General features: G+C 70.5%; 21 protein-coding genes. 18 read left to right on the top strand and 3 right to left on the bottom strand.

What is annotated here, in order from left to right; translation table 11 throughout:
- Positions 1-43: 43 nt before the first annotated feature.
- The 10 genes from mutM to KY661_RS16540 all read left to right on the top strand — a co-directional run bounded on the left by mutM (position 44) and on the right by KY661_RS16540 (position 9,611).
- Positions 44-889, top strand: coding sequence for a bifunctional DNA-formamidopyrimidine glycosylase/DNA-(apurinic or apyrimidinic site) lyase (gene mutM / locus KY661_RS16585; protein ID WP_225411111.1), 846 nt, complete (start codon positions 44-46; stop codon positions 887-889).
- A 107-nt stretch (positions 890-996) separates the two neighbouring features.
- The gene (locus tag KY661_RS16580) at positions 997-2,853 is read left to right on the top strand and encodes a TIGR04551 family protein (RefSeq protein WP_225411110.1); all 1,857 of its coding nucleotides are present in this window, start codon (positions 997-999) and stop codon (positions 2,851-2,853) included.
- A 10-nt stretch (positions 2,854-2,863) separates the two neighbouring features.
- A complete protein-coding gene (locus tag KY661_RS37575) occupies positions 2,864-3,070 on the top strand; it encodes a hypothetical protein (RefSeq protein WP_075007564.1) in 207 nt (68 codons plus the stop codon).
- Entirely contained in the window at positions 3,067-4,308 is a 1,242-nt protein-coding gene (gene lysA, locus KY661_RS16570; protein WP_225411109.1) for a diaminopimelate decarboxylase, read from the top strand. The genes KY661_RS37575 and lysA overlap by 4 nt, the downstream gene beginning before the upstream one ends.
- 17 nt (positions 4,309-4,325) lie before the next feature.
- Entirely contained in the window at positions 4,326-5,207 is an 882-nt protein-coding gene (gene dapA, locus KY661_RS16565; RefSeq protein ID WP_225411108.1) for a 4-hydroxy-tetrahydrodipicolinate synthase, read from the top strand.
- Positions 5,208-5,253: 46 nt separating this feature from the next.
- Positions 5,254-6,066 (top strand): 4-hydroxy-tetrahydrodipicolinate reductase, encoded by an 813-nt coding sequence (gene dapB, locus KY661_RS16560; RefSeq protein WP_225411107.1) that lies wholly within the window; start codon positions 5,254-5,256, stop codon positions 6,064-6,066.
- Positions 6,066-6,836 carry a fumarylacetoacetate hydrolase family protein gene (locus tag KY661_RS16555; RefSeq protein WP_225411155.1) on the top strand — a complete coding sequence of 257 codons (771 nt, stop codon included), beginning with the start codon at positions 6,066-6,068 and terminating at the stop codon, positions 6,834-6,836. Before dapB ends, KY661_RS16555 begins: the two co-directional genes overlap by 1 nt.
- Entirely contained in the window at positions 6,833-7,360 is a 528-nt protein-coding gene (gene folK / locus KY661_RS16550; RefSeq protein ID WP_225411106.1) for a 2-amino-4-hydroxy-6-hydroxymethyldihydropteridine diphosphokinase, read from the top strand. The genes KY661_RS16555 and folK overlap by 4 nt, the downstream gene beginning before the upstream one ends.
- Complete coding sequence (locus KY661_RS16545; protein WP_225411105.1) at positions 7,357-8,751, top strand: tetratricopeptide repeat protein; 1,395 nt, start codon at positions 7,357-7,359, stop codon at positions 8,749-8,751. Before folK ends, KY661_RS16545 begins: the two co-directional genes overlap by 4 nt.
- A gap of 164 nt (positions 8,752-8,915) precedes the next feature.
- Entirely contained in the window at positions 8,916-9,611 is a 696-nt protein-coding gene (locus KY661_RS16540; RefSeq protein WP_225411104.1) for a hypothetical protein, read from the top strand.
- A gap of 67 nt (positions 9,612-9,678) precedes the next feature.
- Here the strand turns inward: KY661_RS16540 and KY661_RS16535 are convergent, their stop codons facing one another.
- Entirely contained in the window at positions 9,679-10,740 is a 1,062-nt protein-coding gene (locus tag KY661_RS16535) for a KpsF/GutQ family sugar-phosphate isomerase (protein ID WP_225411103.1), read from the bottom strand.
- A gap of 141 nt (positions 10,741-10,881) precedes the next feature.
- On the opposite strand from KY661_RS16535, the gene fsa reads away from it, so the two are divergent.
- On the top strand, positions 10,882-11,544 hold the full coding sequence (fsa, locus tag KY661_RS16530) for a fructose-6-phosphate aldolase (protein WP_075007573.1): 663 nt from the start codon (positions 10,882-10,884) through the stop codon (positions 11,542-11,544).
- 71 nt (positions 11,545-11,615) lie between these two features.
- Here the strand turns inward: fsa and KY661_RS16525 are convergent, their stop codons facing one another.
- A complete protein-coding gene (locus KY661_RS16525) occupies positions 11,616-13,916 on the bottom strand; it encodes an Ig-like domain-containing protein (protein WP_225411102.1) in 2,301 nt (766 codons plus the stop codon).
- 108 nt (positions 13,917-14,024) lie between these two features.
- Between KY661_RS16525 and KY661_RS16520 the strand changes: the two genes are divergently transcribed.
- The 3 genes from KY661_RS16520 (at position 14,025) to KY661_RS16510 (ending at position 17,082) form a co-directional block, all read left to right on the top strand.
- Positions 14,025-15,161, top strand: a complete 1,137-nt coding sequence (locus tag KY661_RS16520) for an acyl-CoA dehydrogenase family protein (protein ID WP_075007575.1) — start codon at positions 14,025-14,027, stop codon at positions 15,159-15,161.
- Between the two features lie 118 nt (positions 15,162-15,279).
- Complete coding sequence (locus KY661_RS16515) at positions 15,280-16,077, top strand: electron transfer flavoprotein subunit beta/FixA family protein (RefSeq protein ID WP_075007576.1); 798 nt, start codon at positions 15,280-15,282, stop codon at positions 16,075-16,077.
- A 39-nt stretch (positions 16,078-16,116) separates the two neighbouring features.
- Positions 16,117-17,082 (top strand): electron transfer flavoprotein subunit alpha/FixB family protein, encoded by a 966-nt coding sequence (locus KY661_RS16510; RefSeq protein ID WP_225411101.1) that lies wholly within the window; start codon positions 16,117-16,119, stop codon positions 17,080-17,082.
- 76 nt (positions 17,083-17,158) lie between these two features.
- On the opposite strand, the gene KY661_RS16505 is transcribed toward KY661_RS16510, so the two are convergent.
- The gene (locus KY661_RS16505) at positions 17,159-17,740 is read right to left on the bottom strand and encodes a cytochrome c oxidase assembly factor 1 family protein (RefSeq protein WP_225411100.1); all 582 of its coding nucleotides are present in this window, start codon (positions 17,738-17,740) and stop codon (positions 17,159-17,161) included.
- Positions 17,741-17,991: 251 nt separating this feature from the next.
- Between KY661_RS16505 and KY661_RS16500 the strand changes: the two genes are divergently transcribed.
- The 4 genes from KY661_RS16500 to KY661_RS16485 all read left to right on the top strand — a co-directional run bounded on the left by KY661_RS16500 (position 17,992) and on the right by KY661_RS16485 (position 25,143).
- Entirely contained in the window at positions 17,992-18,342 is a 351-nt protein-coding gene (locus KY661_RS16500) for a PqqD family protein (protein ID WP_225411099.1), read from the top strand.
- 65 nt (positions 18,343-18,407) lie between these two features.
- Complete coding sequence (locus KY661_RS16495) at positions 18,408-24,212, top strand: FG-GAP repeat domain-containing protein (RefSeq protein WP_225411098.1); 5,805 nt, start codon at positions 18,408-18,410, stop codon at positions 24,210-24,212.
- A 7-nt stretch (positions 24,213-24,219) separates the two neighbouring features.
- Positions 24,220-24,357, top strand: a complete 138-nt coding sequence (locus KY661_RS16490; protein ID WP_177241412.1) for a hypothetical protein — start codon at positions 24,220-24,222, stop codon at positions 24,355-24,357.
- Between the two features lie 18 nt (positions 24,358-24,375).
- Entirely contained in the window at positions 24,376-25,143 is a 768-nt protein-coding gene (locus tag KY661_RS16485) for a P-loop NTPase family protein (RefSeq protein ID WP_225411097.1), read from the top strand.
- The last annotated feature ends 48 nt before the right edge of the window (positions 25,144-25,191 follow it).

Here is a 25,191-nt window from a genome sequence, read left to right as displayed (position 1 = left end):
AGCCGTGCAGGCTCCCATCGCACGATGTTATGGGCCGGAGCCCATGCCTGAGCTCCCAGAGGTAGAGATTGCCCGGCGGAACCTGGTGCGTTGGCTGGACGCGCACCGCGTGGTGAAGGCGGAGGCGGACGACACCCGGATTTTCCGGGGGGCGGAGCGGGTGGCCTTTGCCCGGTTGAAGGGGCGGGTGGAGTCCCTGGAGCGCCGGGGCAAGTACCTGCTGTTCACCTTCGAGGCGGGCCGTGGGCTGCTGGCCCACCTGGGGATGACGGGCAAGTTCGTCCGGCGCGCGAAGGGGCAGCTCCAGCCCCACAGCCGGGCTCGCTTCCACCTGGAGGACGGCGCCGTCCTCCACTTCGCGGACCCCCGTCTTTTCGGGCGGATGGAGCCTGTCCCGGCCGCCCAACTCCCGGCGCTGGCCGCCATCCAGTCCCTGGGGAGGGACCCGCTCGTGGACGGCCTGACGGGGCCGCAGCTGGCCGAGGCGGTGGGGCCCTCGAAGCAGGCCTTGAAGGTGGCGCTGATGGACCAGGGGCGCCTCGCGGGCCTGGGCAACATCCACGCGGCCGAGGCGCTCTTCCGGGCGGGCCTGCACCCGGCGCGCGTGCCCGGCAGCCTCACCCCGGAGGAGTGGAAGCGCCTGGCGCGGGCCATCCACGCCACCATCGCCTTCGGCCTGAAGGAGCAGGAGGGGGAAGAACCGGTTTACCTGGAGGACCGGGGGGCGGTGAACCTCTTCCGGGTGTATGGCCGCGCGGGGGAGCCCTGCTCGAAGTGCAAGGCCCCGGTGGAGTCCTTCACCCAGGCGGGGCGCACCACGCACGTCTGTCCCCAGTGCCAGCCGTTGGGGGCGCAACGCCCGGGGCCGAAGCGGGCGCCAGGGCGTTGACGGCTGGGAAGGGGCGTGTGGTTGGCGTTGACACCCCTCCCCCCCGTGGCTTAACTCGCCCGCCCTCTCGAATCGACTGCCCCGAGAGCATTTGGAGATACGTGCCCATGTCCAACGTCCTGCTGGCGGCGCTGCTCGTCGCCTCCGCCACGGCCACCGCCCAGACGTCCCAGCCGGTGCCCGAGAGCGGGACGCCCGCAGCCCCTCCGTCCGCGTCTCCGGCGACGGCTGCCCCCGCGTCCGTTCCGCCCGCCCCCGCCGCCGAAGCCGCCGCCGCCTCGCCGCTGTCTCCCGAGGCCGAGGCCGAGCTGGCCCGCCGGTTGGAGGCGGCCAAGGCCGAGATGCGTGAGGAGATCCGCGCGCAGATCGCCACCCAGTCGCTGGCCAACGCCTCCGAGTCCAACTGGCAGGCGGAGTTCACCGAGGAGCGGCGCAAGCTCGAGGTCTTCACCCTGGACGGGTACCTGCGCCTGCGGCCGAACCTCTTCTACAAGTTCGACCTGGGCCAGGCCCCGGGCCGCCGGCTGTTCCCCTTCACCTCGCCGCGCTCCCCTGCGGAGAACACCCAGGCGGGCACCAACATGCGGGTGCGGCTGGAGCCCACCTTCAACGTCTCCGAGGAGGTGCGCATCAAGCTCCAGGTGGACGCGCTGGACAACATCCTCCTGGGCTCCACGCCGGACAGCTCCTTCACGGGCAGCGACCGGGACATCTACACGATTTTCTCCGAGAGCCAGCAGCCGCCCGCCTCGGCCATCAACGCCTTCAAGGACTCCATCTCCGTCAAGCGTGCCTACGGCGAGGTGTCCACGCCGGTGGGCATGCTGCGCTTTGGCCGCATGGGCAGCCACTGGGGCCTGGGCATGCTGCGCAACGACGGCAACTGCGTGGACTGCGACTTCGGCGACAACGTGGACCGCATCCAGTTCGTCACCGAGCCGTTCGCCGGCTTCTACGTGACGCCGATGGTCGACTTCAACTCGGAGGGCGTCTCCAGCGAGGTGCGCAACGCCGAGCGCGAGCCGGTGGACCTGACGAACGCGGACGACAGCCACAGCTACGTGCTGGCCATTGCCCGGCGGGACACCGACCAGCAGGTGCGCGCCAAGCTGGAGAACAACCAGGGCGTGCTCAACTACGGCCTGCACTTCACCTACCGCTCGCAGCGCTGGGAGGCCACGGGCTACGAGGGCGGCAACTTCCAGGGCAACGCCCCCACCACCGCGGGCTTCATTCCCCGGGACGCCAAGCTGTACGTGCCGGACCTGTGGCTGCGCTACGAGGAGCGCCTGTGGCGGCTCGAGGTGGAGCTCGCCCTCATGTACGGCAGCATCGGCAACCGCGCGCTGACGCTGGAGGGCTCGGTGGACCCGGCGCAGAACCAGGACCTGCGCATCCTCCAGTTCGGTGGCGTGGCCCAGGGCGAGTACCGGCTGCTCAACTCCAAGCTGAAGCTGGGCATGGAGTTCGGCATCGCCTCGGGTGACAAGGCCGCGGGCTTCGGCAACTACCCGCGCCGCCGCACCACCAACGCGGACAACGAGCAGCTCGACGGGCCGCAGTACACCTGCGCCGTGGGCGGCTGCAGCGACGATGCCATCCGCAACTTCCGCTTCAACCGCGCCTACCGCGTGGACCTCATCCTGTGGCGCGAGCTCATCGGTGGCCTCACCGACGCGGTCTACGTCAAGCCCTCGCTGAAGTACTCCATCGCCGACGGCTTCGAGGTGTACGGCGCCGTCATCTACTCGCAGGCGCTCTACGCGGAGTCCACGCCGTCGCGGACCAGCAAGAGCCTGGGCGTGGAGGTGGACGTGGGGGCGCGCTTCGAGACGGAGGACGGCTTCATCGCGGGCATCGACTGGGGCATCCTCTTCCCCATGAGCGGCCTGCAGGATGCGGGCATTCCCCTGGACTTCGAGACCGCGCAGGCGGTGCGTGGCACGCTGGGCATCCGCTTCTAGGAACTCCGCCATGCACCTGACCCAGCCTCGCAGGGCCCTCCTCACCGCGGCGGCCCTGCTCCTCGTGGCCAGTGGCGTGGCCTGTGGCATCAAGGGCTCGCCGCGGCCCCCCGAGCCGCCCCCGCCGGCCACGCCGGAGACGCAGCCGCCGGAGAGTGGGCCCCGGGGCCCCCTGGAGCCGTCCGGGGCGGGCCTCCCGCCGGATGCGGGCCCGTGAGCGCCTTTCCCTACCGGAAGGGCACCCTCCACGCGGAGTCCGTCCCGCTGAGGGCCATCGCCGAGGCGGTGGGCACCCCCACCTACGTCTACTCCCAGGCGGCCCTCACGGAGCACTTCCAGGTGCTGGATGAGGCCTTCGGGGAGTACCCCCACCTCATCTGCTACTCGGTGAAGGCCAACAGCACGCTGGCCGTGCTGGGGCTGTTCGCGGGGCTGGGCAGTGGCTTCGACATCGTCTCCGGCGGGGAGCTGGCCCGGGTGCGGCAGGCCCGCGGGGACATGGCCAAGACGGTGTTCGCCGGGGTGGGCAAGACGCGGGAGGAGATGGCCCGGGCGCTCGCGGCCGGCATCCTCCTGTTCAACGTGGAGAGCGCCGAGGAGCTGGAGCTGCTCGACGCGGTGGGGCGGGAGGCCGGGCGCCGCGCCCCCTTCGCCCTGCGCGTCAACCCGGACGTGGATGCGCGCACCCACCGCCACATCTCCACGGGGCTGAAGACCTCCAAGTTCGGCGTGCCCTTCGAGGAGGCGGTGGCGCTCTACGCCCGCGCCCGGAAGATGAAGGGCGTGCGCGCGCTCGGCGTGGACTGCCACATCGGCTCGCAGCTCACCCGCACGGCGCCCATGAAGGCGGCGCTGTCGAAGGTGGCCGGGCTCTACGCGCAGCTCCAGGCCCAGGGCCACGCCCTGGAGTACCTGGACATCGGCGGCGGCCTGGGCATCACCTACACGCAGGAGATGCCTCCCTCGCCCCAGGAGTACGCCCGCACCGTGCTGGCGGCGGTGAAGGGCACCGGGGCCCGCCTGCTGCTGGAGCCGGGCCGGTCGCTGGTGGGCAATGCCGGGGTGCTGCTCACCCGGGTGCTGTACCGCAAGCAGACCCCCGCGAAGACCTTCGTGGTGGTGGACGCAGGCATGAATGATCTGCTCCGCCCGGCGCTTTACGAGGCGCACCACGGGCTGCAACCCGTGGTGAAGACGCGGGGCAAGGCCGTGGAGGTGGATGTGGTGGGCCCGGTGTGCGAGTCCACCGACGTGCTGGCCCCGGGGCGGGCGCTGGTGCTGCCCAGGCAGGGCGGCCTCTACGCGGTGATGAGCGCGGGCGCGTATGGCATGAGCATGGCATCTACCTACAACTCGCGGCCCCGGCCGGCCGAGGTGCTGGTGGACGGGACGGCCTGGCGGGTGGTGCGCGAGCGCGAGCGGGAAGAGGACCTCTGGCGCGGCGAGCGGGCCTGAACGTATAAGCGGCGGACATGAAGACTTTCGAAGGCTCCATGACTGCGCTGGCCACCCCCTTCCGGGACGGCCGGCTCGATGAGGACGCCTACCGGGCCCTCATCGAGCGCCAGGCCGCGGGGGGCACGAGCGGCATCGTGCCCATGGGCACCACGGGCGAGGCCGCGACGATGGCCCCCGAGGAGCGCTGGCGCGCGGTGCGGGTGGCGGTGGAGGCCTCCCGTGGGCGGATGTTGGTGGTGGGCGGCGCGGGCTCCTTCAGCACCCAGGAGACGGTGGAGTCGGTGAAGCACGTGCGCGAGGCGGGGGCCGACGCGGCGCTCATCGTCACGCCCTACTACAACAAGCCCACGCAGGCGGGCCTGGTGGAGCACTTCCGCGCCATCGCCCGCGCGCACCCGGGCTTCCCGCTCATCGCCTACAACGTGCCGGGGCGCACCGGCGTGGACCTGCTGCCGGAGGCCGTGGCGAAGCTGGCGGACCTGCCCGAGGTGGTGGCCCTCAAGGAGGCCACGGGCAGCCTGCCGCGCGCGGTGGACCTGGTGGAGGCGTGTGGCGAGCGCCTCTCGCTCTTGTCGGGCGATGACTTCACGGTGCTGCCCTTCATCGCCTGTGGCGGCAAGGGCGTCATCTCCGTGTCCTCCAACGTGGCCCCCCGGATGATGGCGGACCTGGTGGCGGCGGCGCGGGCGGGGAACCTGGCGGAGGCCCGGGCGCTCCAGGTGAAGATGAACAGCCTGCACAAGCTGCTCTTCGCCGAGTCCAACCCCATCCCGGTGAAGTGGGCGCTGCACCTGATGGGCGTCTTCGGCCCGGAGATCCGCCTGCCCCTGACCCCCCTGTCCGAGCCCCATGCTTCCCGGCTGCGCGAAGAGCTGGTTCGGCTGAACCTGCGGTAAAACCCCCACCCGGCCCGGGGGGGCGCTGGAAACGAAGGTAGGACGCATGCTGCGCACAGTCATCACCGGAGTCACCGGCCGCATGGGCAGCACGCTGTTGCGGCTCGCGCGGAGCTCGCGGGAGTTCACCATCGTGGGGGCCACGGCGCGCCAGGGCAGCCCGGTGGTGGGGCTCGATGCGGCGCTGGCGGCCCGCATGGGCGAGCCGCTCGGGCTGGCGGTGGTGGACGACCTGGACCGCGCGCTGGATGCGGGCGCGCAGGTGGTCATCGACTTCACCAGCGCGGAGGCGAGCGTGGCGCACGCCCGGCAGTGTGCCGCCAAGGGCGTGGCCATGGTGATCGGCTCCACGGGCTTCAACGCCGAGACGCGCAACCGGATCGTCGAGAGCGCCCGCGCCATCCCCGTGGTGCTGGCGCCCAACACCTCGGTGGGCGTCAACGTCGTCATCCAGATGGCGGCGGAGCTGGCCCGGGTGCTCGGCCAGGGCTTCGACGTGGAGGTGCTGGAGGCGCACCACCGCATGAAGAAGGACTCGCCCTCGGGCACCGCGCTGCGGCTGGCGGAGGTACTGGCCTCCACGCTGGGGCGCGCGAGCGAGGACCTGACCTTCGCGCGCCGGGGCTGGATTGGCCCGCGCTCGGAGCGGGAGATCGGCGTGCAGACGCTGCGGGGCGGCGACGTGGTGGGCGAGCACACCGTCTTCTTCTTCGGAGAGGGCGAGCGCATCGAGCTGACCCACCGGGCCACCAGCCGGGACCAGTTCGGCAAGGGCGCGCTGCGGGCGGCGGAGTGGGTGGCGCGCCAGCGCCCGGGGCTCTATGACATGGCCAACGTGCTTGGCCTCCAGAGGACATGATGACTGCCACCCGCTACTGCCGCTTTCTCCACGAGGGCCGTGCCCACCCTGGCCGCATCGAGGGCCAGGAGGTGGTGGTGCTCACCGCCGCGCCCTGGGCCGGGGGCAAGGAGACGGGGCTGCGGCGCTCGCTGTCCTCGCTCACGCTGCTGGTGCCCTCCGAGGCCTCGAAGGTCGTCTGCATCGGGCAGAACTACCGCAAGCACGCCGAGGAGATGGGCAAGCCCGTCCCCCCCGAGCCGCTCCTGTTCATCAAGCCCTCCACGGCGCTCAACGGGCCGCGCTCGCCCATCCGCCTGCCCAAGGCCAGCCAGGAGGTGCACTACGAGGCGGAGCTGGGCCTGGTCATCGGCGAGCGGCTGAAGAACGCGGACGAGGCCACCGCGGCGCGCGCCATCTGGGGGCTCACCTGCATCAACGACGTCACGGCGCGCGACATCCAGCGCCGGGAAATCCAGCACACCCGCGCCAAGAGCTACGACACCTTCGCCTGCGCGGGGCCCTGGGCCGTGACGGGGCTGTCGCCCGCGGACCTGCGCATCCTCTGCCGCGTGAATGGCCAGGTGCGCCAGGACAGCCGCACCTCCGACATGGTCTTCAGCCCCGCCCAGCTGGTGTCCTTCATCTCCCACATCATGACGCTCCTGCCTGGTGACCTGGTAAGCACGGGCACCCCGTCCGGGGTAGGCGCGCTGGCGGCCGGCGACACCGTGGAGGTGGAGCTGGAGGGAATCGGAACCCTGGCCAATCCGGTTGAGATGGAGCCGTGAGCACCAACGTCTATGTGGGACTGGGGTCCAACGAAGGAGACCGCGAAGGCCGCCTCGTGGCGGCCCTGGAGGCGCTCTCGCGCATCGATGCGGTCTCCGTGATGCGCCACTCCTCGCTGTTCGAGAGCGCGCCGGTGGGCCCCTCCCAGCCTCCCTTCCTCAACGCGGTGGTGGCGCTGGACTGCGAGCTGCCCCCGCAGCGGCTGCTGACCATCCTCCAGCGCATCGAGCATGATCTCGGCCGCCGCCGCGACGGGACGCGCTGGGGCCCCCGTCCCATTGATCTCGACATCCTCCTGTGGGGGAGCGAGGTGGTGGCGGACGCGAACCTTCAGGTGCCCCACCTGGAGCTGCACAAGCGCCGCTTCGCCCTGGAACCCCTGGTGGAGCTGGCCCCCGATTTGAAGCACCCCGTGCTGGGCGTGACGGTGAGCGAGCTGCTCATCCGCCTTGCCCCGCAGGATGTCCGCCGGTGCTCGGCCACGCAGTGGCCCGAGGCCCGCTTCCTGGAACACGACTCATGATGCTTGCCCTGACCTTCGCCACCGCGGCCCTGCTGGGCGCGGATCCTTCCAACCTGCCGCCCAACCACCCGCCCGTCCCGCCGGGGGTGAGTGCCTCGCCCGCGGCCCCCGGGGGCGCGCTGCCCGAGGGGCATCCTCCCTTCGCGGGGGGCGGCGACACGCCCGCGGCCCAGGGCTCGCTGCCTGCGGGACACCCGCCCATGTCGGAGACGGGGCGCGCGCCGCCTTCGGCCGAGGAGCTGCTCAAGCAGCTCGACTCGACCGAGGGGCTGCGCACGCGGGAGAAGACATTCGAGATCGCCTCGTCGCTGGGCAAGCTCTACTACGCGAACGGGCGCACCGCGGACTCGGTGATGTACTTCCTCCAGGCCGAGGAGAAGGCCGTGAAGACGCGCACGCTCTACCTGGAGCAGCGCAAGAAGCTCGGCAAGAAGCCCGTTCCCAGCGCGGAGGAGGCCCAGTGCGGCTTCGCCGCGAACGCGTCCGTGGAGGACATGGGCAAGGTGGCCGAGGAGCGCGCGAAGAAGGGTGACGCCGCGGGGGCCGCCGCCTGCGCGAGGGCCGCGCTGGCGCCGGTCATCGAGGTGGAGGTGCTGCGCGCCAACGCGCTCTATCTCTCCGGGGACATGCAGGGCGCGCTCACCGTGTACGGGCGGGTGCTGGAGGTCGTCCCCTCCCACGAGGAGGCGCTCTTCTCCCGCTCGGCGGTGCTGTACGAGACGAAGGGCGAGGACGTGAAGGCGCTGCAGACGGCGCACGAGGGCTTCCAGGCCTTCGTGGCGATGCACCCGGACTCGCCCCGGGCGGACCTGGCCAAGCAGCTGGGCCAGTTCGCCGAGGACACGGCGAAGGCCGGAGGCCGTCAGAAGTGGATGCAGGCGCGCGCGGAGGACCGGCGCGTCCGCCTGTCGCAGCCGCTGCCGCCGCAGCGGCCCATGGAGGCCATGCCGCCGGCCCAGGCGGCCGCGGGCCCGGGCTCGGGCGGCATGCCCGCGCTGACGCAGGAGATGGTGGACGCCATCCAGAACACCGAGCGCACGCCGGAGCTGGAGGCGGGCCTGGCCAAGCTGGTGGAGGAGGGCGAGGAGCACCTGGCGCGGGGCCGCTATGACGAGGCGCTGGCCGCCTACCGCCGCGTGGTGCCCTTCCAGCCGGAGAACGGGCGCGCCAAGGCGGGCATGGCCTGGGCGATGGTGGGCCTGGGCCGGCCCATGGCCGACCGCATCTGGGGCGTCGCCGTGAGCTCGGACGCGGCGGCGGTGGAGAAGCTGGGCGACACCCTGCTGGCGCGCGGCGACGAGCGGGGCGCCAAGGCGCTGTGGACCAAGCTGCTGAGCTCCGCGCCCGACTACCCGAACAAGGCGAACCTGCAGGCCAAGGCCAACCCCTGAGCCGCGCGGCGCAGGGCAGGCGGCCGTTCGAGCCGTCCCCGGGCCTGCTCCCCGTCTGACGGGCGGGCGGGCCCGTCCTTGGACTCCCCGCACGGATTGCCTCCCCAGCCTCTCTTCGCCCGCGTGCCTACTGTCATCTGTAGGAACCGCGAACGAGGGGACACATGATCCGGAAGAACTGGAGAACGGCGTTGCTGGTGGCCGCCAGTGGCGCGCTGGTGGCTTTGAGCGGATGCAGCGCGGGGCACGCGAACACGCGTGTGAAGGACGAGTGGATGGCCCGGGTGCCCGAGAGCGAACTCGGGGACGTGCGCGAGGCTCAGACCCAGCGGCTTCAGGCGAACGACGCCATTGTCCGGGCCGATGTGGAGATCCGCGACGCGGAGCGCGCGCTGGAGGTCGTCCGCCGCGAGGAGGGCGCCGCCCGCATGCGCAAGGAAGCCGAGCAGGCCTCGGTGAAGGCCGCCGAGGCCAAGGGCCAGCGCGACCAGATTGGCGACGCGCAAGCCTCCTTGAAGGCCGCGCAGGGCATGCACGAGGCCGCCAAGGCGCAGGTGGCCTGGCGTGAGCACGTGGTGGAGATGAAGAAGGGCCAGAAGGAGCTCCGCGAGCGCGAGGCGGAGGTGGCCAACGCCGAGCTCTCCCTGGCCGAATACCGGGCGCTGAAGAACAGCGGCGACGTGCGCGCGGATCAGCTCTCCGAGGCCGACTTCAACAAGGCCGTGTCGGAGGCGCGGAGCCGGCTCGCCTCCACCCAGAAGAAGATAGAGAAGAGCCAGAAGCAGGAGCGCGAGGCACGCGCCCAGTGGGAGAACCTGCGCGACCGGGCCCAGGGTTACGGCGGCAGCGGCTGGGACTAAGCGCCCCGGCGGGCCTCGCCAGGAAGCGGAGCCGCGTCACGCGCTCCGGTTCCTGGGGGGCAGGGATTCACAGGAACCGGGCGGCCAGCAGGTCCTGCACGTCCAGCAGCCCCACGGCCCGTCCTTCCGCATCCACCACGGGGAGCTGATCCACCCGGGACTCGCGCATCTGCGCGGCGGCGGTGAGCACCAGCGTCTCGGGGCTGACGCACCGGGGGCGCCGGCCCATCACGTCGCGCATGAGCACGGTGAAGTCCGTGCGGCCCTGCTCCACCAGCCGGCGCAAGTCTCCGTCCGTGAAGATGCCCACCAGCTTGCCATGGCGGTCCACCACGCTGGTGGCGCCCGGGCGGCCCGGCGTCTGGGTCATCACCCCCACGGCATCGGACAGCCTCGCGGACTCCTTCACCACCGGGTTGTTGGGGCCTGTGCGCATGACATCGGCCACCCGCTGCACGGAGCGGCCAATCTTTCCGCCCGGGTGCAGGTGGGCGTACTGCTCCGTGGTGAAGCTGCGCGAGCGCATGAGCGTCATCACCAGGGCATCGCCCAGGGCATGCAGCGCGGCCGTGGACGTGGTGGGCACCAGGCCCATGGGGCACGCCTCCTCCAGCCGCCCCAGGTCCAGCACGAGGTCCGCGCCCCGCGCCAGGGGGCTGTCCGCCTCGCCCGTCAGGGCGATGACGGGGATCTCCATCCTGCGGAACGAGGGCAACAGCCGGAGCAGCTCCTCGGTGGCGCCGCTGTTGGACAGGGCGAGGATGACATCGCTCCGGCCCACGCGGCCCAGGTCACCGTGGACCGCCTCGGCGGGGTGCAGGAAGAAGGAGCGGATGCCGGTGGAGGCCAGCGTGGCCGAGAGCTTCTGGCCGATGAGGCCCGCCTTGCCCATGCCCGTCACCACGGCCTGGCCCTGACACGCGCGCAGCAGGGACACTGCCCGGAGGAACGGGGTGCCCAGCCGTCCGGTCAGCCCCTGGATGGCGCGGGCCTCGGCTTCCAGCACCTCGCGGGCGTAGGACAGGAGCACCGTGGCGTCCTCCTCGGGCAGCCCCGGCGGGAGATCGCGGGAGGAGGGGAGGGCGCGAAGACGCGGCTTCTTGGCGGTGGAACGGGGGGCGCGGGCCATGGCTCCCCCGCGTTCTACCCCCGCCCCGGTGGAGGCCGCTACCCTTGACGCAGTGCGAGCCGTCGGTTACGCGCTCGCCCGCCCGGTCCCCGGGCGGAACGGTTCTGCCTGCACCCGCAGGCCCCTTTGGGAGAGCACGAGATGAAGTTCTTCATCGATACGGCGGATGTCAGCGAGATTCGCAAGGCGTACGACATGGGGTGCGTGGACGGGGTGACGACGAACCCGTCGCTCCTGGCCAAGGTGGGCCGTGGGCTGGAGGAGACCATCCGGGAGATCTGCTCCATCGTGGATGGCCCCATCAGCGCCGAGTGCGTGTCGCTGGAGGCGCCCGAGCTCATCAAGGAAGGGCGCACGCTGGCGAAGATTCACGACAACGTCGTGGTGAAGATTCCGATGGGCACCGAGGGGATGAAGGCCGTCAAGGCGCTCACCGCCGAGGGCATCCGGACCAACGTGACGCTCGTCTTCTCCGCCAACCAGGCGCTGCTGTGCGCCAAGGCGGGCGCCACCTATGTCTCCCCGTTCGTGGGGCGCCTGGATGACATCTCCGAGGACGGCATGGAGCTCATCTCCAACGTCATCGAGATCTACCGCAACTACGACTTCACCACGCAGGTGCTGGTGGCCAGCGTGCGCCACCCGGTGCACGTGCTCCAGGCGGCGCGCCTGGGCGCGGATGTGGCCACGCTGCCCTTCAGCGTCATCAACCAGCTGGCGCAGCACCCGCTCACCGATGCCGGCATCAAGAAGTTCCTGGCGGACTGGGAGAAGGTGCCCAAGAAGGCGCCCTCCGCCCCGTAGGCCAAAAAAAGCCACCGCCCCTGCTCCGGGCGGTGGCTCTCAAGGCTTCTCAGGTCTTCAAGGTCCGTGGGCTACTGGTACACGGCCTGGAACTGGATGACGGGCGAGGACGAGAAGCTGTGGTTCGCCTGGAGATCGATGACGGCCTGCACGGCGGAGCCCGGGCTGGTGGCGCCCACGAGGTTGATCGTGCCTGAGTTGCCGCCCCTCTCCGGGAAGGAGAACTGGGTGTGGCGCACGCAACGGGTCTTCACCGGAGAGCTCCCCGAGCCGGGCGGGGTGGGCTTGCCGCTGTTGCAGATCTCTCCCAGCAGGAGGCTGCCGTCGGGCTGGGTGGTGGCCTCCCGGCTCTCATAGGCAATCTCGAACCCGCCGTAGGCAAAGGCGGTCGCATCCGACTGGACGCTGACGGAGCCCCGGTTACCGGACTTCCGGACCACGAAACCCGCGCTGTCCGAGGACATGCGGTTGAAGTAGTCGTCGGACCAGTTGAACCGGATCGGAACGGTCTGGTTCACCCCAACAGCGTAAGGAGGGGTCGCGGGCAGCCACAGGTGGTTGGCGGTGTCCGTGGACAGCGGGCCCGTGTAGACGATGTGGATGGAGCGCCAGATCTGCGTGTTGCTGTCCCAGCAGCCGTTGGGGCCGTCCCACACGCCGTTCTTGGTCGCCGGGGCGGAGGGGTTGGCACAGTCGATGCGCTCGGTGTCGATGAAGAACTCACCCGGATCCCACTTGCCGTTGTCGTTGCGGTCCACCAGCGGCTCGCCCAGGTCGACGAACCACTCGCCCGGATCCCACTTGCCGTTGAGGACGCCGTTGGTGCCGGAGCCGTCGTAGAAGTCCTCCTCGCCACCAACGACCGCGATCACCGTGACGGCCATGTCGCGCGCGTTGCGGCCCTGGGGATCATTCAGGTTGCCGCCGACGTGCAGCTCCCCGGTCATCGGGGTGACGGCGTAGGGGGGGAAGGTGCCGTTGGTGCTGAAGATGGTGGTGGCCACGCCCGTGTCCGCGGAGGGCGTGCTGCCCGACTGGGGCTTGGAGTCGACCGGGCTGTTGATCTTACCGGCCTCCGGATACCACTGGACGGTGGTGGCCAGGCCGACGGGATTGCCGAAGCGGTCCGACAGGGCGGCCGTGCAGTTGGTGCTGAGGCTGCGGGGAGGGGGGGTGGCGTGCAGCGCACCCAGGTTCTTCCGGACGCAGTCCACCACCAAACCGCGGTCGGACGGCTTGCCGCCCACGATGGGCGTGCCCGGGTGGGAGACGCTCAGCTCACGCGACGAGCCAATCGTGGCGGAGACCGTCGCCTTGACGATGGCGACACCCACCGTGTTGCCCGCGCGCAGCGTGGTGGAGGCGATGCCCTCCGCGTTGGTCACGGCCTTGTCCGTGGCGTTGGCTTCCGCCGCGCCGGAGACGGTGAAGCTCAGCTCCACGCCCGGCACGGGCTTCTGCGCGGCGTCGGTGATCTTGAAGTACAGGGGGGTGGTCGTATCCCGGCCCGAGGACTCGATGCCGATGAGCGCCTTGGTGGTCTTGTCGGTGATGTACGACACGGTGGAGATCGCCGTGAAGGTGAGGCTCGTCTTGAGGCTGCCCTCGGCCAGCGTCGCGGTGATCTCCGCGGTGCCAGGCCCCATGTTGGCGGCATACAGGGGCACCGAGGCCGTCCCCGAGGTGTTGGTGGTCGCCGTGATGCTGGTGGTCCCTTCCGCGGGCGCGAACGAGCCGCGGTTGGTCGTGAAGCTGATCTGCTTGCCCGGCACGGGCGCGCTGGTGGTCTTGTTGGTGACGGTGACGCTGACCGGAGTCTGATCGCCCGTGTTGGCGATCAGCAGGGACTTGCCCGTCGACAGCGTCACATTGAGGTCGCCGAACTGGGTCGGGGGGCCACCGTCGGGGCCGCCATCCGTCCCTCCGTCGGTGCCGCCATCCGTGCCCCCGTCGCCCGGGTTGGTGCCGCCGTCCGTCGCGGAGACATTCACCGTGGAGGTGACGCTCACGCCCTTCCATTCCGCGGTGACGCGCACGGCGCCCGCGCACTTCGGGTCAAAGGACTTGGCGCAGGTGAAGGTGGTGGTGGCCTCGCCATCCTCCAGCGTCAGCACCTCCGTCTTGGTGCCATTGCCCAGCAGGCCCGCCGGTGCCGTCAGCGTGACTTCACCCGTACCGGCCGTGCCATCGGCGGACTCGGCCACCACGGTCAGTGTGGTGAGCTGTCCCTGGTCATTGATTTGGCGGGGACTGGGCGTGAGCGTGAGGGAGTCTTCATTGCCTCCACCTCCGCCGTCGTCGCCTCCACAGGCCGCACCAATGACGAGGGCGAGCGCCAGGCAGGCGCCCGCTCTAAAAAGAGAACGTTGCATTAAGGATGAACTCCTGATGAAAAACGTAGGGGGCCGAACAGTATTTCGACTCTTCACCCTTCGTCAAAAGCCACAACCTTCCTTTCGCTCTCGAATCCCGAGGAACGCATGGACTTCCAGCTCTCAGATTCTCAACGCGCGCTTCAAGAGACCGCCCGCAAGTTCTCGCGTGAAGTGGTGCGTCCCAAGTCCGCCCACTACGACGAGACGGCCGAGTTTCCCAAGGAGCTCATCGCCGCCGCGCATGAGCTGGGGCTCATCAACATGGCCATTCCCCAGGAATACAATGGTCTGGGATTGTCCCACCTCGAGCAGGTCATCGTGTGCGAGGAGTTGAGCTGGGGCGATGCCTCGGTGGCCACCACCATCGTGGCCAATGACCTGGCGAACCTGCCCATCATCCTGGCGGGAACGCCGGAGCAGAAGAAGCGCTTCCTGACGCCCTTCACCGAGAAGCTGAAGTTCTCCTCGTTCTGCCTCACCGAGCCCTCCGCAGGCTCGGACGTGGCGGGCCTGTCCACCACCGCCCGGCTCGAGGGGGACCACTACGTCCTCAACGGCTCCAAGTGCTTCATCACCAACGGCACCTACGCGGAGCAGTACACGGTGTTCGCCACCGTGGACAAAGCCCGGAAGCACAAGGGCATCAGCTGCTTCGTGGTGGAGGGCCAGCCGAAGGGGCTCACCATCGGCAAGCACGAGAACAAGATGGGCCAGCGCGCCAGCAACACCGTCACCCTCACCTTCGAGGATGTGCGCGTGCCGGTGGCCAACCGCATCGGCGAGGAGGGCCAGGGCTTCCTCATCGCCATGGAGACCCTGGACAACAGCCGCCCCCTGACGGCCATGTTCTCGGTGGGCATCGCCCGCGCCGCGCTCGAGCACAGCCTGGAGTACAGCTCCCAGCGCCAGACGTTCGGCAAGCCCATCCGCGAGCACCAGGGCGTCCAGTTCATGCTCGCCGACATGGGCATGAACATCCAGGCCGCCCGCCTGCTCACCTACCAGAGCGCATGGCTGCTGGATGAGGGGCAGCGCAACACCCTCGTCTCCAGCTACGCCAAGTGCTTCGCGGCCGACATGGCCATGAAGGTGACGACCGACGCCGTCCAGGTTTACGGCGGTTACGGGTACATCAAGGAGTACCCCGTCGAGAAGCTCATGCGCGACGCCAAGCTCATCCAGATTTACGAGGGCACCAGCCAGGTCCAGCGGCTCGTCATCGCGCGGGAACTGTTCAAGTAGAAAAGTTAATCTCCGTTCCGCGTCGTTTCGCTTGCCGGCGCGGGACGTGGGGCCTATTACTCCAGGCCGCTCTTATTGATTCACCAATCAAGAGGCCACCCCACAGGAGAGGGACCCCGTGAAGATCCTCGTCACCGCCAAGCGCGTGGAAGATCCCGAGTCCAAGATCAAGGTCAAGCCCGATGGCTCGGGCATCGTGCAAGAGGGCCTGAAGTACAAGATCAACCCCTTCGATGAGATTGGCGTGGAGGAGGGGCTGCGGCTGGCCGCCAAGCACGGCGGTGAGGTGGTGGTCGTCTCCATCGGTGGCAAGGAAGTGCAGGAGTCGCTCCGGCACGCGCTGGCCATGGGCGCCCACCGCGCGGTGTGGGTGAACCACGTGGGCCCGGTGGATCAGCTGGGCATCGCCGGGCTGCTCCAGAAGGTGGTGGAGAAGGAGAAGCCGGACCTCGTCCTGCTGGGCAAGCAGTCCATCGACGACGACCAGAACCAGGTGGGCCAGTACCTGGCCGAGTTCCTGGGCTGGAGCCAGGCCACGTTCGCCTCGAAGGTCGAGTCGCTGGAGAGCGAGCAGGAGAAGAACAAGGCTCCGGCCATCCTGCTGGGCGCCGATGGCAAGACGGTGCGCGTGGTGCGCGAAGTGGACAACGGGCTGGCGACGCTGGAGTGCACGCTGCCGGCGGTGGTGACCACGGACCTGCGCCTGAACATGCCGCGCTACGCGAGCCTGCCGGGCATCATGAAGGCCAAGAGCAAGCCCATCGAGGAGCTGACGCCGCAGAAGCTCGGGGTGGACGTCACCCCGGCCATCCAGGTGCTGAAGCTCTCCTCGCCGCCGCCGCGCAAGGCCGGCATCAAGGTGCCGGACGTGGCGTCGCTGGTGGACAAGCTGCGCAACGAGGCCAAGGCCGTCTAGGCCCGTTTCTTCAACCGCTTCGAGAGACTGGAGTCCCAAATGCCGATCGTTCTCATCGTCGCCGAGCAGCAGCCTGACGGGAACCTGCGCAAGGCCACCCTCAACGCCATCGCCGCCGGCAGCCAGCTGGCGCAGAAGGCGGGCGCCGAGCTGCACCTGGCGCTGCTGTCCAAGGATCCCTCCAAGCTGGCCGAGGAGCTCAAGGGCCTGGGCGCCAAGGTGGTGCACACCGCCGCGGCCCCCGAGTTCGAGCACTACCTGGCCGAGGTGTACGCGCCGGTCATCGCCGCGCTGGCCCAGGAGCTGAAGGCCGACTACGTGGGCGCCGCCTCCACCGCCATGGGCAAGGACCTGCTGCCCCGCGTGGCCGCCCGCCTCAAGGCCGCCATGGCCACCGACGTCACCGCCATCAATGGCAGTGGCGCGGACGTCACCTTCACCCGTCCCATGTGGGCCGGCAACGTCTTCGCCGAGGTGAAGCTCACCACGCCGGTGAAGGTGCTCAGCCTGCGCGCCACCGAGTTCCCCGCCGCCGCGAGCGGCCAGGCGGCCGCCGAGGTGAAGTCCTTCACCGCGAAGATCGAGCCGTCCAAGACGAAGTTCGTCGACTTCAAGGAAGTGAAGAGCGCCCGTCCGGAGCTGACCGAGGCCCGGGTGGTGGTGTCCGGCGGCCGTGGCACCAAGGGTGACTTCAAGGAGATCGAGGCCCTGGCCGACGAGCTGGGCGCCGCGGTGGGTGCCTCGCGCGCGGTGTGCGACGCGGGCTGGGTGCCCAACGACTATCAGATTGGCCAGACGGGCAAGGTGGTCGCCCCGCAGCTCTACATCGCCGCGGGCATCAGCGGTGCCATCCAGCACCTGGCGGGCATGAAGAGCTCGAAGACCATCGTGGCCATCAACAAGGACCCCGAGGCCCCCATCTTCCAGGTGGCCGACTACGGCCTCGTGGCGGATCTCTTCAAGGTGCTGCCCGAGCTGCGCCAGGCCCTCCACGGCCTGAAGTAGTCCCGGCGCATCCGGGCGGAACGCGAAGGGGTGGTGCGAGGCTCTGGGCCCCGCGCCGCCCCTTTCGCGTTGCGGGCTACAGGTCGATCTCGGAGCCGCGCTTGCCCGGCGTCTCCTCGTCCGGGGGCGGGAGGAGCTCTTCCTCGGGCGGCAGGGGCTCCTCGCCCAGGTCCATGGGCGGCGCCTCCTCGTCCGGGAGTGCCTCCAGTCCCGGGGGCAACTCGTCGTCCATCGGGGGCTCCATCAGCGGGATGGGCTCCCGGCCGGGCACCTCCACCTCGAGCCGCTCGAAGGTCCAGGTTCCTCCCACCGAGAGGGCTTCGACGCGCAGGGTGCCGCTGGCCTTGGGGCCCTCGACGGGGATGTTGAGGCTGGCGCGGCCCTCGCCGCTGTCCGTGTTCACCGAGCCGCGCGGAAAGCCGAACTCGATGGGCGTGCCCAGCACCTCCTGCACCTCGGGGTTCTCCGAGACGAGCGCCACGGCCTGCTGGTAGGCGTCCGAGGACTTGATGGCGCTGGAGATGAAGTAGAGGCCCAGCGCCCCGAAGCAGCCGCACATGAGCACGGGTGTCAAACAGCCAACAGGAACGACCCACTTCCAATTGCGGCCCCACCAGCCCTGCCGCGGCGCCATGTTGCCTTCCGGCATCGTGTTCATCACCCCTCCCATCGTCGCCGCCCTCCCTCGGGGGGCCGGGCGCTTTCCCGTCATAGCGGTTTCACGGGCGGGGCCCCAGCCCTCAAAGTAAAGCGGGGGCCGAGTTACTGGGATTCCGGCCAAGTCGTTGATCCGGGCGTGGACCGGGGGGGCCAGGAGTTGGCCGGGCCAAACCTTCGCGGCTAGCATGCTCCCAGATTCCGAGAGGCCGGGAAGCTCCAGGCCGGGGGGCGGGCCTCCGGGAGATTCATGTGGCTGGATTCGTTTCCGACAAAGAGGGAGCGGCAGGGCCTGGGACGCCGGGTCTGGACGAGTTGCGCGCCGTGCCCCGGCTCCATCCGGAGACGGGGGTACAGCGCGTGGGCGGGCGGTTGCTGGCGGCGGGGCCCGATGAGCACCTGCACACCTTCGAGGATGCGCGGGGCCAGGTGTCCGAGGTGGCCGAGCGCATCATGGAGCTGGTGGATGGCCGGCGGACGGTGGCGGCCATCGTGGCGGTGCTGTGTGACGAGTTCGAGGTGGAGCCCCAGGCGTGTGAAGCCGACACGGTCGCTTTCCTGCGGCTCCTCGTGGCGAAGAAGGTGCTGGTGCTCGGGCCGTGAGGCTCCTTGCGCTGATGTCGCGAGCGGCGGGCGGAACGCCTGACGCTGGAGAGGGTGGGAGACGAATGCGCCGATCGGTATGGCAATGGCTGTTGATGGGGCTCGCGCTGTGGAGTGCGTCCGGATGCAGCTGCGGGGAGCCGCCGGTGGAGTCGGAGCTGGAGGTGGCCTTCGAGAAGCCCACGGATGGCCAGCGCCTGGTGGTGTCCGACGATGAGGACGCGGCCCAGGACGGCTTCCAGCACGAGGTGGTGGTGCGCGCCCGGGATACCTCGGACCGGCCCTTGAAGCTCGCGGGCGCGAAGCTGGAGCTGCGCACGCCCTCCGAGCAGGGGTGGACCGAGGGGCCCACGGCCATCCTCGACGGCGACACGGCGCGCTTCCCGGCGGTGCTGCTGCAGCCGCGCACCAACGTGCTGCAGGTGACGGTGGAGGAGGCGGGCTCGCGGCGCACGGCCACCCAGCGCATCAGCGTCACGGTGACGTCGGAGCCGCCGTCGGTGGACCTGTCGAAGCCGGCCGAGGGCCAGGTGCTGCTGGAGGCGGACGACGCGGATCCGCAGATGCCCGGCTACCAGATGCTCTTCAGCCTGAACGCGGTGGGCCTGGCCGGACGCAAGGGCACGCTCTACTGCGAGCAGGCGTGTGGGGTGCCCCCCACGGAGTTCACCGTGTCGGGCACGGGGCTCACGCAGGTGCCGGTGACGCTGGCCCAGTCGGCGTGCGAGTCCCAGGAGGCCCAGTGCTACGCGGTGATTCGCAACGGCGAGGACGAGGTGACCTCCGGCCGCCGCCGCATCCGCCTGGACACGGTGGCGCCGCGCGTGGAGGTGGCCTCGCCCGTGGGGGCGGTGGCGTCCACGACGTTCCGGGTGGAGGCCACCGTGGGCTGTACCGAGCCCGGGGTGCTGGCCACCCTGTCCCGGCCGGGTGAGCCGGACCTCTCCTCTCCCGTCATCTCCGGCGGGGTGACGTTCCCCGCCGTCACCGTGCCCGTGGATGGCGAGTACCGCTTCACGCTGCGCGTCTCGGACGCGGGAGGCAATGTCACCACCCGCGAGGTGCCCGTCATGGTGGCCAGCACCGTGCCGGTGCTCAAGCTCGTGGTGCCGGAGACCATCCCCGTGCCTCCGGTGAACGGCCCGTTGGGCGAAGGCGTGCAGGCCGTGGTGCGGGTCCAGGCGGACACGTTGCCGCCCGGCACGGAGGTGCGGTTCTTCACCAGCGTCACCGGCACGTTCGCCCACCCCCAGCGGGCGGAGACGGACGCATCGCGCGGGGCGTCCTTCACGGCGCAGCTCGCGGGCGGGGCCAACTCCGTCCAGGCCTGTGTGCGCAATGCCGCGGGGCTGGAGCAGTGCCAGGCCCAGGCCATCACGGTCAACACGGGCCTGCCCGTCTGCCGCATCATCTCTCCGGTCAACGGCGTTCAGGTCTCCCCCCTGGGGGAGGACACGCTGGTCCGCGTCGAGGCGGGGCCTGGCCCCGTCATCGTGGTGGCGCTGGATGCGCAGGGCCAGGAGCGCGCGCGGGGCGAGGGCCTTGCGTCCTCGGGCTCGGCCGGGGTGCCGCTCAAGCTGAGCGGAGATGGCGCGTACCAGCTCCAGGCGCTCTGCCCCGGGGGCGCGGTGAGCCAGGTGCTCTCGCTGGGGGTGGACACCACGCCGCCCGCGCTGGCCTTCCACGTGCGCGGCCTGCCCGACGCGGAGACCGTCCTGGGCGCGGGGCTCAACGACACGTCCCTGGCGCCGGGCATCCAGGTGTCCCTGGAGGTGAACACCGAGCCGTACGCGGCGGTGCTCGTCACCGGGTGCGCCATGGCCGCGGGTGTGGCGGGCCAGGCCGATGCGCGGGGCACGCTCGTGCTGCGCGACGTGTCCGTGCCGCCCAGCGGGACGTGCGAGCTGAAGGTGGCCTCCACGGACCTGGCGGGCAACACCACCGAGCGGGGCCAGGCGCTGACGCTGGCCTTCTCGCCGGGCTCGCTCGCCTTCGCGACGCCCGCCATCGGCCGCTACCTGGGGGCCATGGATGGCATCGTGCTGCCGGCCGGCGGGCTGAGTGTGCCCGTCACGCTGAGCCTGGAGACCCCGGCGGCGGGCACGCTGCGGCTGCTGCGCGGCTCCACGGAGATCGCCTCGGTGCCGGTGGCCGCGTCCGACCGGACGAAGGTCTTCAGCTCGGTGGAGCTGGAGGAGGGGGCCAACGTGCTGCGCGCCGAGCTCATCGGCCCCGGGGGCACGGTGGCCTGCGCCACGGTGCTGCTCCTGGTGGACACGCAGCCGGGCAACATCGCCCTGGAGATTCCCGCCGCCTCGCCCGCCCCGAGCTACGTCGTCCTCTCCGACGTCACGCCCGAGGAGTCCGGCATCCAGGCGCCGCTCAAGTACGCCGCCAATGGGCGCTCGGCGAACGCCGTCGTGGACATCTGCGCGAGCGTGGCGCCCAGCCTGGATGCCGCGCCCTGCCGGGATGGCTCGGGGTGGTACACCCTGGCGGCCAACGTGCCGGCCTTCACCCCGGACTTCACCTATCCCGATGGGCGCTATGCCCTGAAGGCCGTGCTGGATGACGGGGCCATCTCCGTCTCCCAGGCGGTGACCATCACGGTGGACAGCACCGAGCCGGTGGTGCGGGCCGTGGAGCTGGTGGGGGACAGCAATGGGGACCTGCGGCTGAACGCCGCCGAGCTGCCCTCGGGGCCCGTGCAGCTGCGGCTCACCATCGATGGGGTGGAGGATGGGCGGCCCGTCCAGGTCCGCAGCGCCGCCAACCCCGGCATCGTCTATGGCCAGGGCAGCGCCAGCGGGGGCCAGGTCCGGGTGTCCCTGGATGCGATGCCCACGGGCATTGAGGCTGACTACGCGCTCGTCGTCACGGTGACGGATGCGGCGGGCAACCAGAACCGGGTGGCCAACCCCACGCCGTTCTACCCGCTCAACACGGCGTCCTTCTTCGCGTTCCGCCTGGACCGCGTGCTGCCCTCGCTGGTGGTGAGCGCGCCCACGCGCGCCGAGTTCGGCCTCGCGGATGACAGCTCGCCCGCGGCGGGCTTCCAGCTCGAGGTGACGGCCAACACCAGCGCGGACGTGGGGGACAAGGGCATCCGCATGTCGGTGAGCCCCGGGGGCGACGCGGTGGAGCTGACCCCGCTGCTGCTGACGGCCACGCACGAGTTCACCCTGGCGGGCGCGGGGCGCACGGAGCACGCCATCACCGTGGCGGCCGTGGACACCTCGGGCAACGTGTCGACGGTGGTGCGCACCGTGACGGTGGACCGGGAGGCGCCCACCGTGACGCTGGTGGCCCCGCTCGCGGGCACCATCTACAACAACACGGACCTGCCCGTTCAGGTGAGCGTCAGTGGCGGGGACGTGAACACGGTGAGCATCTTCTCCCAGGTGGGGAGCTCGCCGGCCACCGTGGTCGGCACCCTGCCGGTCACCGCGGGCTCCGCCCAGGGCACGCTCAACTTCCCCAGCGGGGTGCAGACCATCTCGGCCGTGGCCCTGGACACCGCCGGCAACCGGGGCTCCGATACCCACGAGGGCGTGGACGTGCGGATTCCCGGCTGCGCCATCACGCTCACCACCCCCAGCGCGCCGGTGGCCACGCTGCTCGCCCTGGATGACCTGGATCCTTCGACGCCGGGCTTGCAGTACCGCCTGGTGGGCGTCACCCCTGCGTGCACGGGCCGCCAGGTGGTCCTCTACCGGGGAACGTCCTCCACGCCGGTGGACGCCACCCTGGCGAACGGGTCCACGGGCGAGTTCTCCTTCGACGTGACGCTCGAGGACGGCGAGCAGACGCGCCTGGCGGTGGAGGTCTTCAACGCCGCGAATCAGCGTTCCGTCGACTTCGTGGACGTGACGGTGGACATCACGCCCCCCGTCATCACCTCCATCTCCCCGGCGCCCACGGCGCTCTACTTCGTCGCCAACACCAACGCCTACCTCTTCCCGGTGCCCGCGCCGGACCGCGTGGTGGACCTGGCCGCGGGGGGGGATGCCAACGCGGTGTTCACGCTCACCGTGGTCCAGGGCGTGGGCAGCACGGTGCGGGCCTTCTACAAGGGCGAGCCCGTCTCGGCGGAGTTCGGGGTCGCCGCCTCGCCGGAGACCCTGGAGGTGCCCGTGACGCTGCCGCACGGCACGGACGGCACGCTGGAGGTGCGCGTGGTGGATGCCTCCGGGAACACGGCGCGCCACACCGTGGCGGCCACCGTGGACGTGGTGCCCCCCAGCGCGCCCACGGTGACGCTGGCGCTGGTGGCCGGCAAGGAGCGGGCTGCCCAGGTGAAGGTGACCTGGACCGCCAGCGGGGACGATGGGCTGTCCGGCATGCCCGTGGGGTATGACCTGCGGTGGACGGTCAACGCCCAGCTGCTCAACGGCATCGAGAACGAGGCGTCCTTCTTCAGCGCGAGGGTGAAGCAGGAGACCGGGGCGCTTCTGCCCGCCACCTCCACGTCCTACACGCTGACGGTGCCACCCCTGGCCCGCTACTCCATCCAGCTCCGGCCCCGGGACGAGATCGGAAACTACGCACCCTTCGCGGTTCAGCCGCAGATCGACAACTTCTGGCGGCAGATGACGGTGACGAACCCCGGCGTGGCGGGCAACAGCTACGCTACGTACATCGCCTCGCGGGGAGACCTGAACGCCGACGGCCGGCAGGACCTGGTGGTGACCGGCCTGCTGGGCACGCCGGGCGCGGCGTACGTGTACTACGGCTCGAGCGACCCGGTGGCGGTGCCGCCGGTGCGTCAGGACCTGACGGTGCCCGAGACGGACTCCCAGGCCTACGGCAACGACTTCGACATCGGCGATGTGGGCAACGGCACCGCGGACCTGGTCCAGGACCTGGTGGTGGGCGTGCGCGGCTGGAGTGGCACCTCCGGACGGGCCTTCCTCTACTTTGGCCGCAAGGGCCAGGTGCTGGACACCTCGGCGCCCATCGAGTTCCGCCACGACACCAACATCGCCGGGGCCTCGCTGGGCGGCACCGTGAAGATGATCCAGGACATCTCGGGCGATGGGCTCCACGAGGTGCTCCTCAGCTCGCACGGTGAGACTCCCGGAAAGGTCTACCTCTTCTACGGACGCTCGCCGGACGCCTGGCGCGCCCTGGGCACGGGCTGCACCGCCACCGCGGCCTGCGTCGTGCCCACGAGCAAGTCGGACAAGGTCTTCACGGCCCCCACGGGGATGGTCTTCTTCGGCCGCTCCCGCGGATATGCCCGCCTGGGGGACATCACGGGCGATGGCGTCGCGGACTTCACCCTCCCGGCTTCGCACGAGAGGGTGAACAAGCTCTTCGTCTACTCGGGCGCCACCGTGCGCGCGATGGGCCGCAACGTGTTCACCACGGACGCGCTCCAGGTGCTCCACCAGGGCCCGGATACCGAAGGCAACTCGCAGAACGGCTTTGGCACCGAGGCCTTCGGCGGGGTGAACCTGGTGGGGGGCCCGGGGCTGGACCTGGTGGCCTCCGCGGCCACCCAGAACAAGGTCTTCGTGTTCCGGGATGGGGGGCCGTCGGGCTTCACCTCGGCCCCGCTCGTCATCGGCGGCGGTGGCCGGTTCGGCAATGCCCTGGCCCTGGGGGACCTGAATGGGGACGGGCGCGCCGACATCGCCGTGGGCCAGAACATCGTGGGGATGAACGCCGCGGCCGTCTTCTACAACCAGGGCACGCCCGGGGCCGAGTTCGACACGGCCCAGGAGAACGGCTTCTGGCAGTCCAAGCTGGCGTCCACGACCTCGTTCGGAATCAGCCTGGCCCTCTTGGACTTCAATGGGGATGGAAAAATGGACCTGGCGGTCGGCGATAGTCAGTCGAACCCGGCCCGAGTCGTGGTGTATTACTAAGGAGACCATGGCGACGACGGTGCAGCCGGTGACGGTGGACAAGAAGAAGGCGTACGCGCCTCCCCAGGTGCGCTCGGAGCGGATTCTCGTTCCGGACCTCTTCACACCCAGCTGCATCATCGACCCCGAGACGGGGGCCTGCTGAGAGAAGGCGGGTGCCCGGATGCGGCGGCTGCGGTTCGGGGACTGGAGCGTGGCGGTGGACGAGGCGCTCCTCTCCCAGGTGGGCGCACGGTGCGCGTTGGGGCCGTTTCTGGCGGAGGCGGGCCCCCCGCACCTGTCGCTCCAGGCAGAGGCCCTGACCGAGGGACAGGGCACGCCCCTGGACCCTCGCCGGCCCTCAGGCCCCCGGTTCCGCATCGACGGAGACGTGGTGCGCGTGGAGCCCCCCCAGGCCTCTCTGGACACCGAGCTGGCGCTGCGGGTTGGCCTGCAACTCGCCACCCTGCGTCAGGGCGGCCTGCTGCTGCACGGCGCGGGCGTGGCGTTCCAGGCGCAGGCGGTGGTGGCGCTCGGGCCCAGCGGGGCGGGCAAGTCCACCTTCACCCGGCTGTGTGCCCGCGAGGCCGGGGCCGAGGTGCTCTCGGACGAGGTGGTGGGGCTCTACCCCGGGGCGCGCGTGGAGGGCAGCCCGTTCTGCTCGGACCTGGACCTGCCCTCGGCACGGGCGCGGGCGCGACTGGCCGCGGTGCTCTTCCTGGAGAAGGGCGGTGAGGAGCGGCTGGAGGCGGTGGCCGCGCAGGAGGCCATTCCGGCGATGATGGCGCAGGTCTTCCGGCCGCTGCCGGGGGAGGCGTCGCAGGGCGAGGTGCTCCAGCGGTTGGTGCGCATCACCGAGGGGGTGGCGCTGCGCCGTTTCATCTTCCGGAAGGACGCCGCCGCGGCGGGCTTCGTGAGGGACTGGCTTCATGGTTGGCACGCCTCCGGTTGATCTCGCGGCCTTCGTCGAGGCCTCGCCCCCGGGGCGGCGGCTCTGGCT

This window comes from Allostigmatella hybrida (assembly GCF_020103775.1).
GTDB lineage: Bacteria > Myxococcota > Myxococcia > Myxococcales > Myxococcaceae > Hyalangium > Hyalangium aurantiaca.
This window is presented reverse-complemented; position numbering and strand designations above follow the sequence as displayed.

What these genes read in the sequence shown, in the direction of transcription:
- mutM (WP_225411111.1), top strand. Translation starts at nt 44, where the DNA reads ATGCCTGAGCTCCCAGAGGTAGAGATTGCCCGGCGGAACCTGGTGCGT.
- KY661_RS16580 (WP_225411110.1), top strand. Translation starts at nt 997, where the DNA reads ATGTCCAACGTCCTGCTGGCGGCGCTGCTCGTCGCCTCCGCCACGGCC.
- KY661_RS37575 (WP_075007564.1), top strand. Translation starts at nt 2,864, where the DNA reads ATGCACCTGACCCAGCCTCGCAGGGCCCTCCTCACCGCGGCGGCCCTG.
- dapA (WP_225411108.1), top strand. Translation starts at nt 4,326, where the DNA reads ATGAAGACTTTCGAAGGCTCCATGACTGCGCTGGCCACCCCCTTCCGG.
- dapB (WP_225411107.1), top strand. Translation starts at nt 5,254, where the DNA reads ATGCTGCGCACAGTCATCACCGGAGTCACCGGCCGCATGGGCAGCACG.
- KY661_RS16555 (WP_225411155.1), top strand. Translation starts at nt 6,066, where the DNA reads ATGACTGCCACCCGCTACTGCCGCTTTCTCCACGAGGGCCGTGCCCAC.
- KY661_RS16545 (WP_225411105.1), top strand. Translation starts at nt 7,357, where the DNA reads ATGATGCTTGCCCTGACCTTCGCCACCGCGGCCCTGCTGGGCGCGGAT.
- KY661_RS16540 (WP_225411104.1), top strand. Translation starts at nt 8,916, where the DNA reads ATGATCCGGAAGAACTGGAGAACGGCGTTGCTGGTGGCCGCCAGTGGC.
- KY661_RS16535 (WP_225411103.1), bottom strand. Translation starts at nt 10,740, where the DNA reads ATGGCCCGCGCCCCCCGTTCCACCGCCAAGAAGCCGCGTCTTCGCGCC.
- fsa (WP_075007573.1), top strand. Translation starts at nt 10,882, where the DNA reads ATGAAGTTCTTCATCGATACGGCGGATGTCAGCGAGATTCGCAAGGCG.
- KY661_RS16525 (WP_225411102.1), bottom strand. Translation starts at nt 13,916, where the DNA reads ATGCAACGTTCTCTTTTTAGAGCGGGCGCCTGCCTGGCGCTCGCCCTC.
- KY661_RS16520 (WP_075007575.1), top strand. Translation starts at nt 14,025, where the DNA reads ATGGACTTCCAGCTCTCAGATTCTCAACGCGCGCTTCAAGAGACCGCC.
- KY661_RS16510 (WP_225411101.1), top strand. Translation starts at nt 16,117, where the DNA reads ATGCCGATCGTTCTCATCGTCGCCGAGCAGCAGCCTGACGGGAACCTG.
- KY661_RS16505 (WP_225411100.1), bottom strand. Translation starts at nt 17,740, where the DNA reads ATGAACACGATGCCGGAAGGCAACATGGCGCCGCGGCAGGGCTGGTGG.
- KY661_RS16495 (WP_225411098.1), top strand. Translation starts at nt 18,408, where the DNA reads ATGCGCCGATCGGTATGGCAATGGCTGTTGATGGGGCTCGCGCTGTGG.
- KY661_RS16490 (WP_177241412.1), top strand. Translation starts at nt 24,220, where the DNA reads ATGGCGACGACGGTGCAGCCGGTGACGGTGGACAAGAAGAAGGCGTAC.
- KY661_RS16485 (WP_225411097.1), top strand. Translation starts at nt 24,376, where the DNA reads ATGCGGCGGCTGCGGTTCGGGGACTGGAGCGTGGCGGTGGACGAGGCG.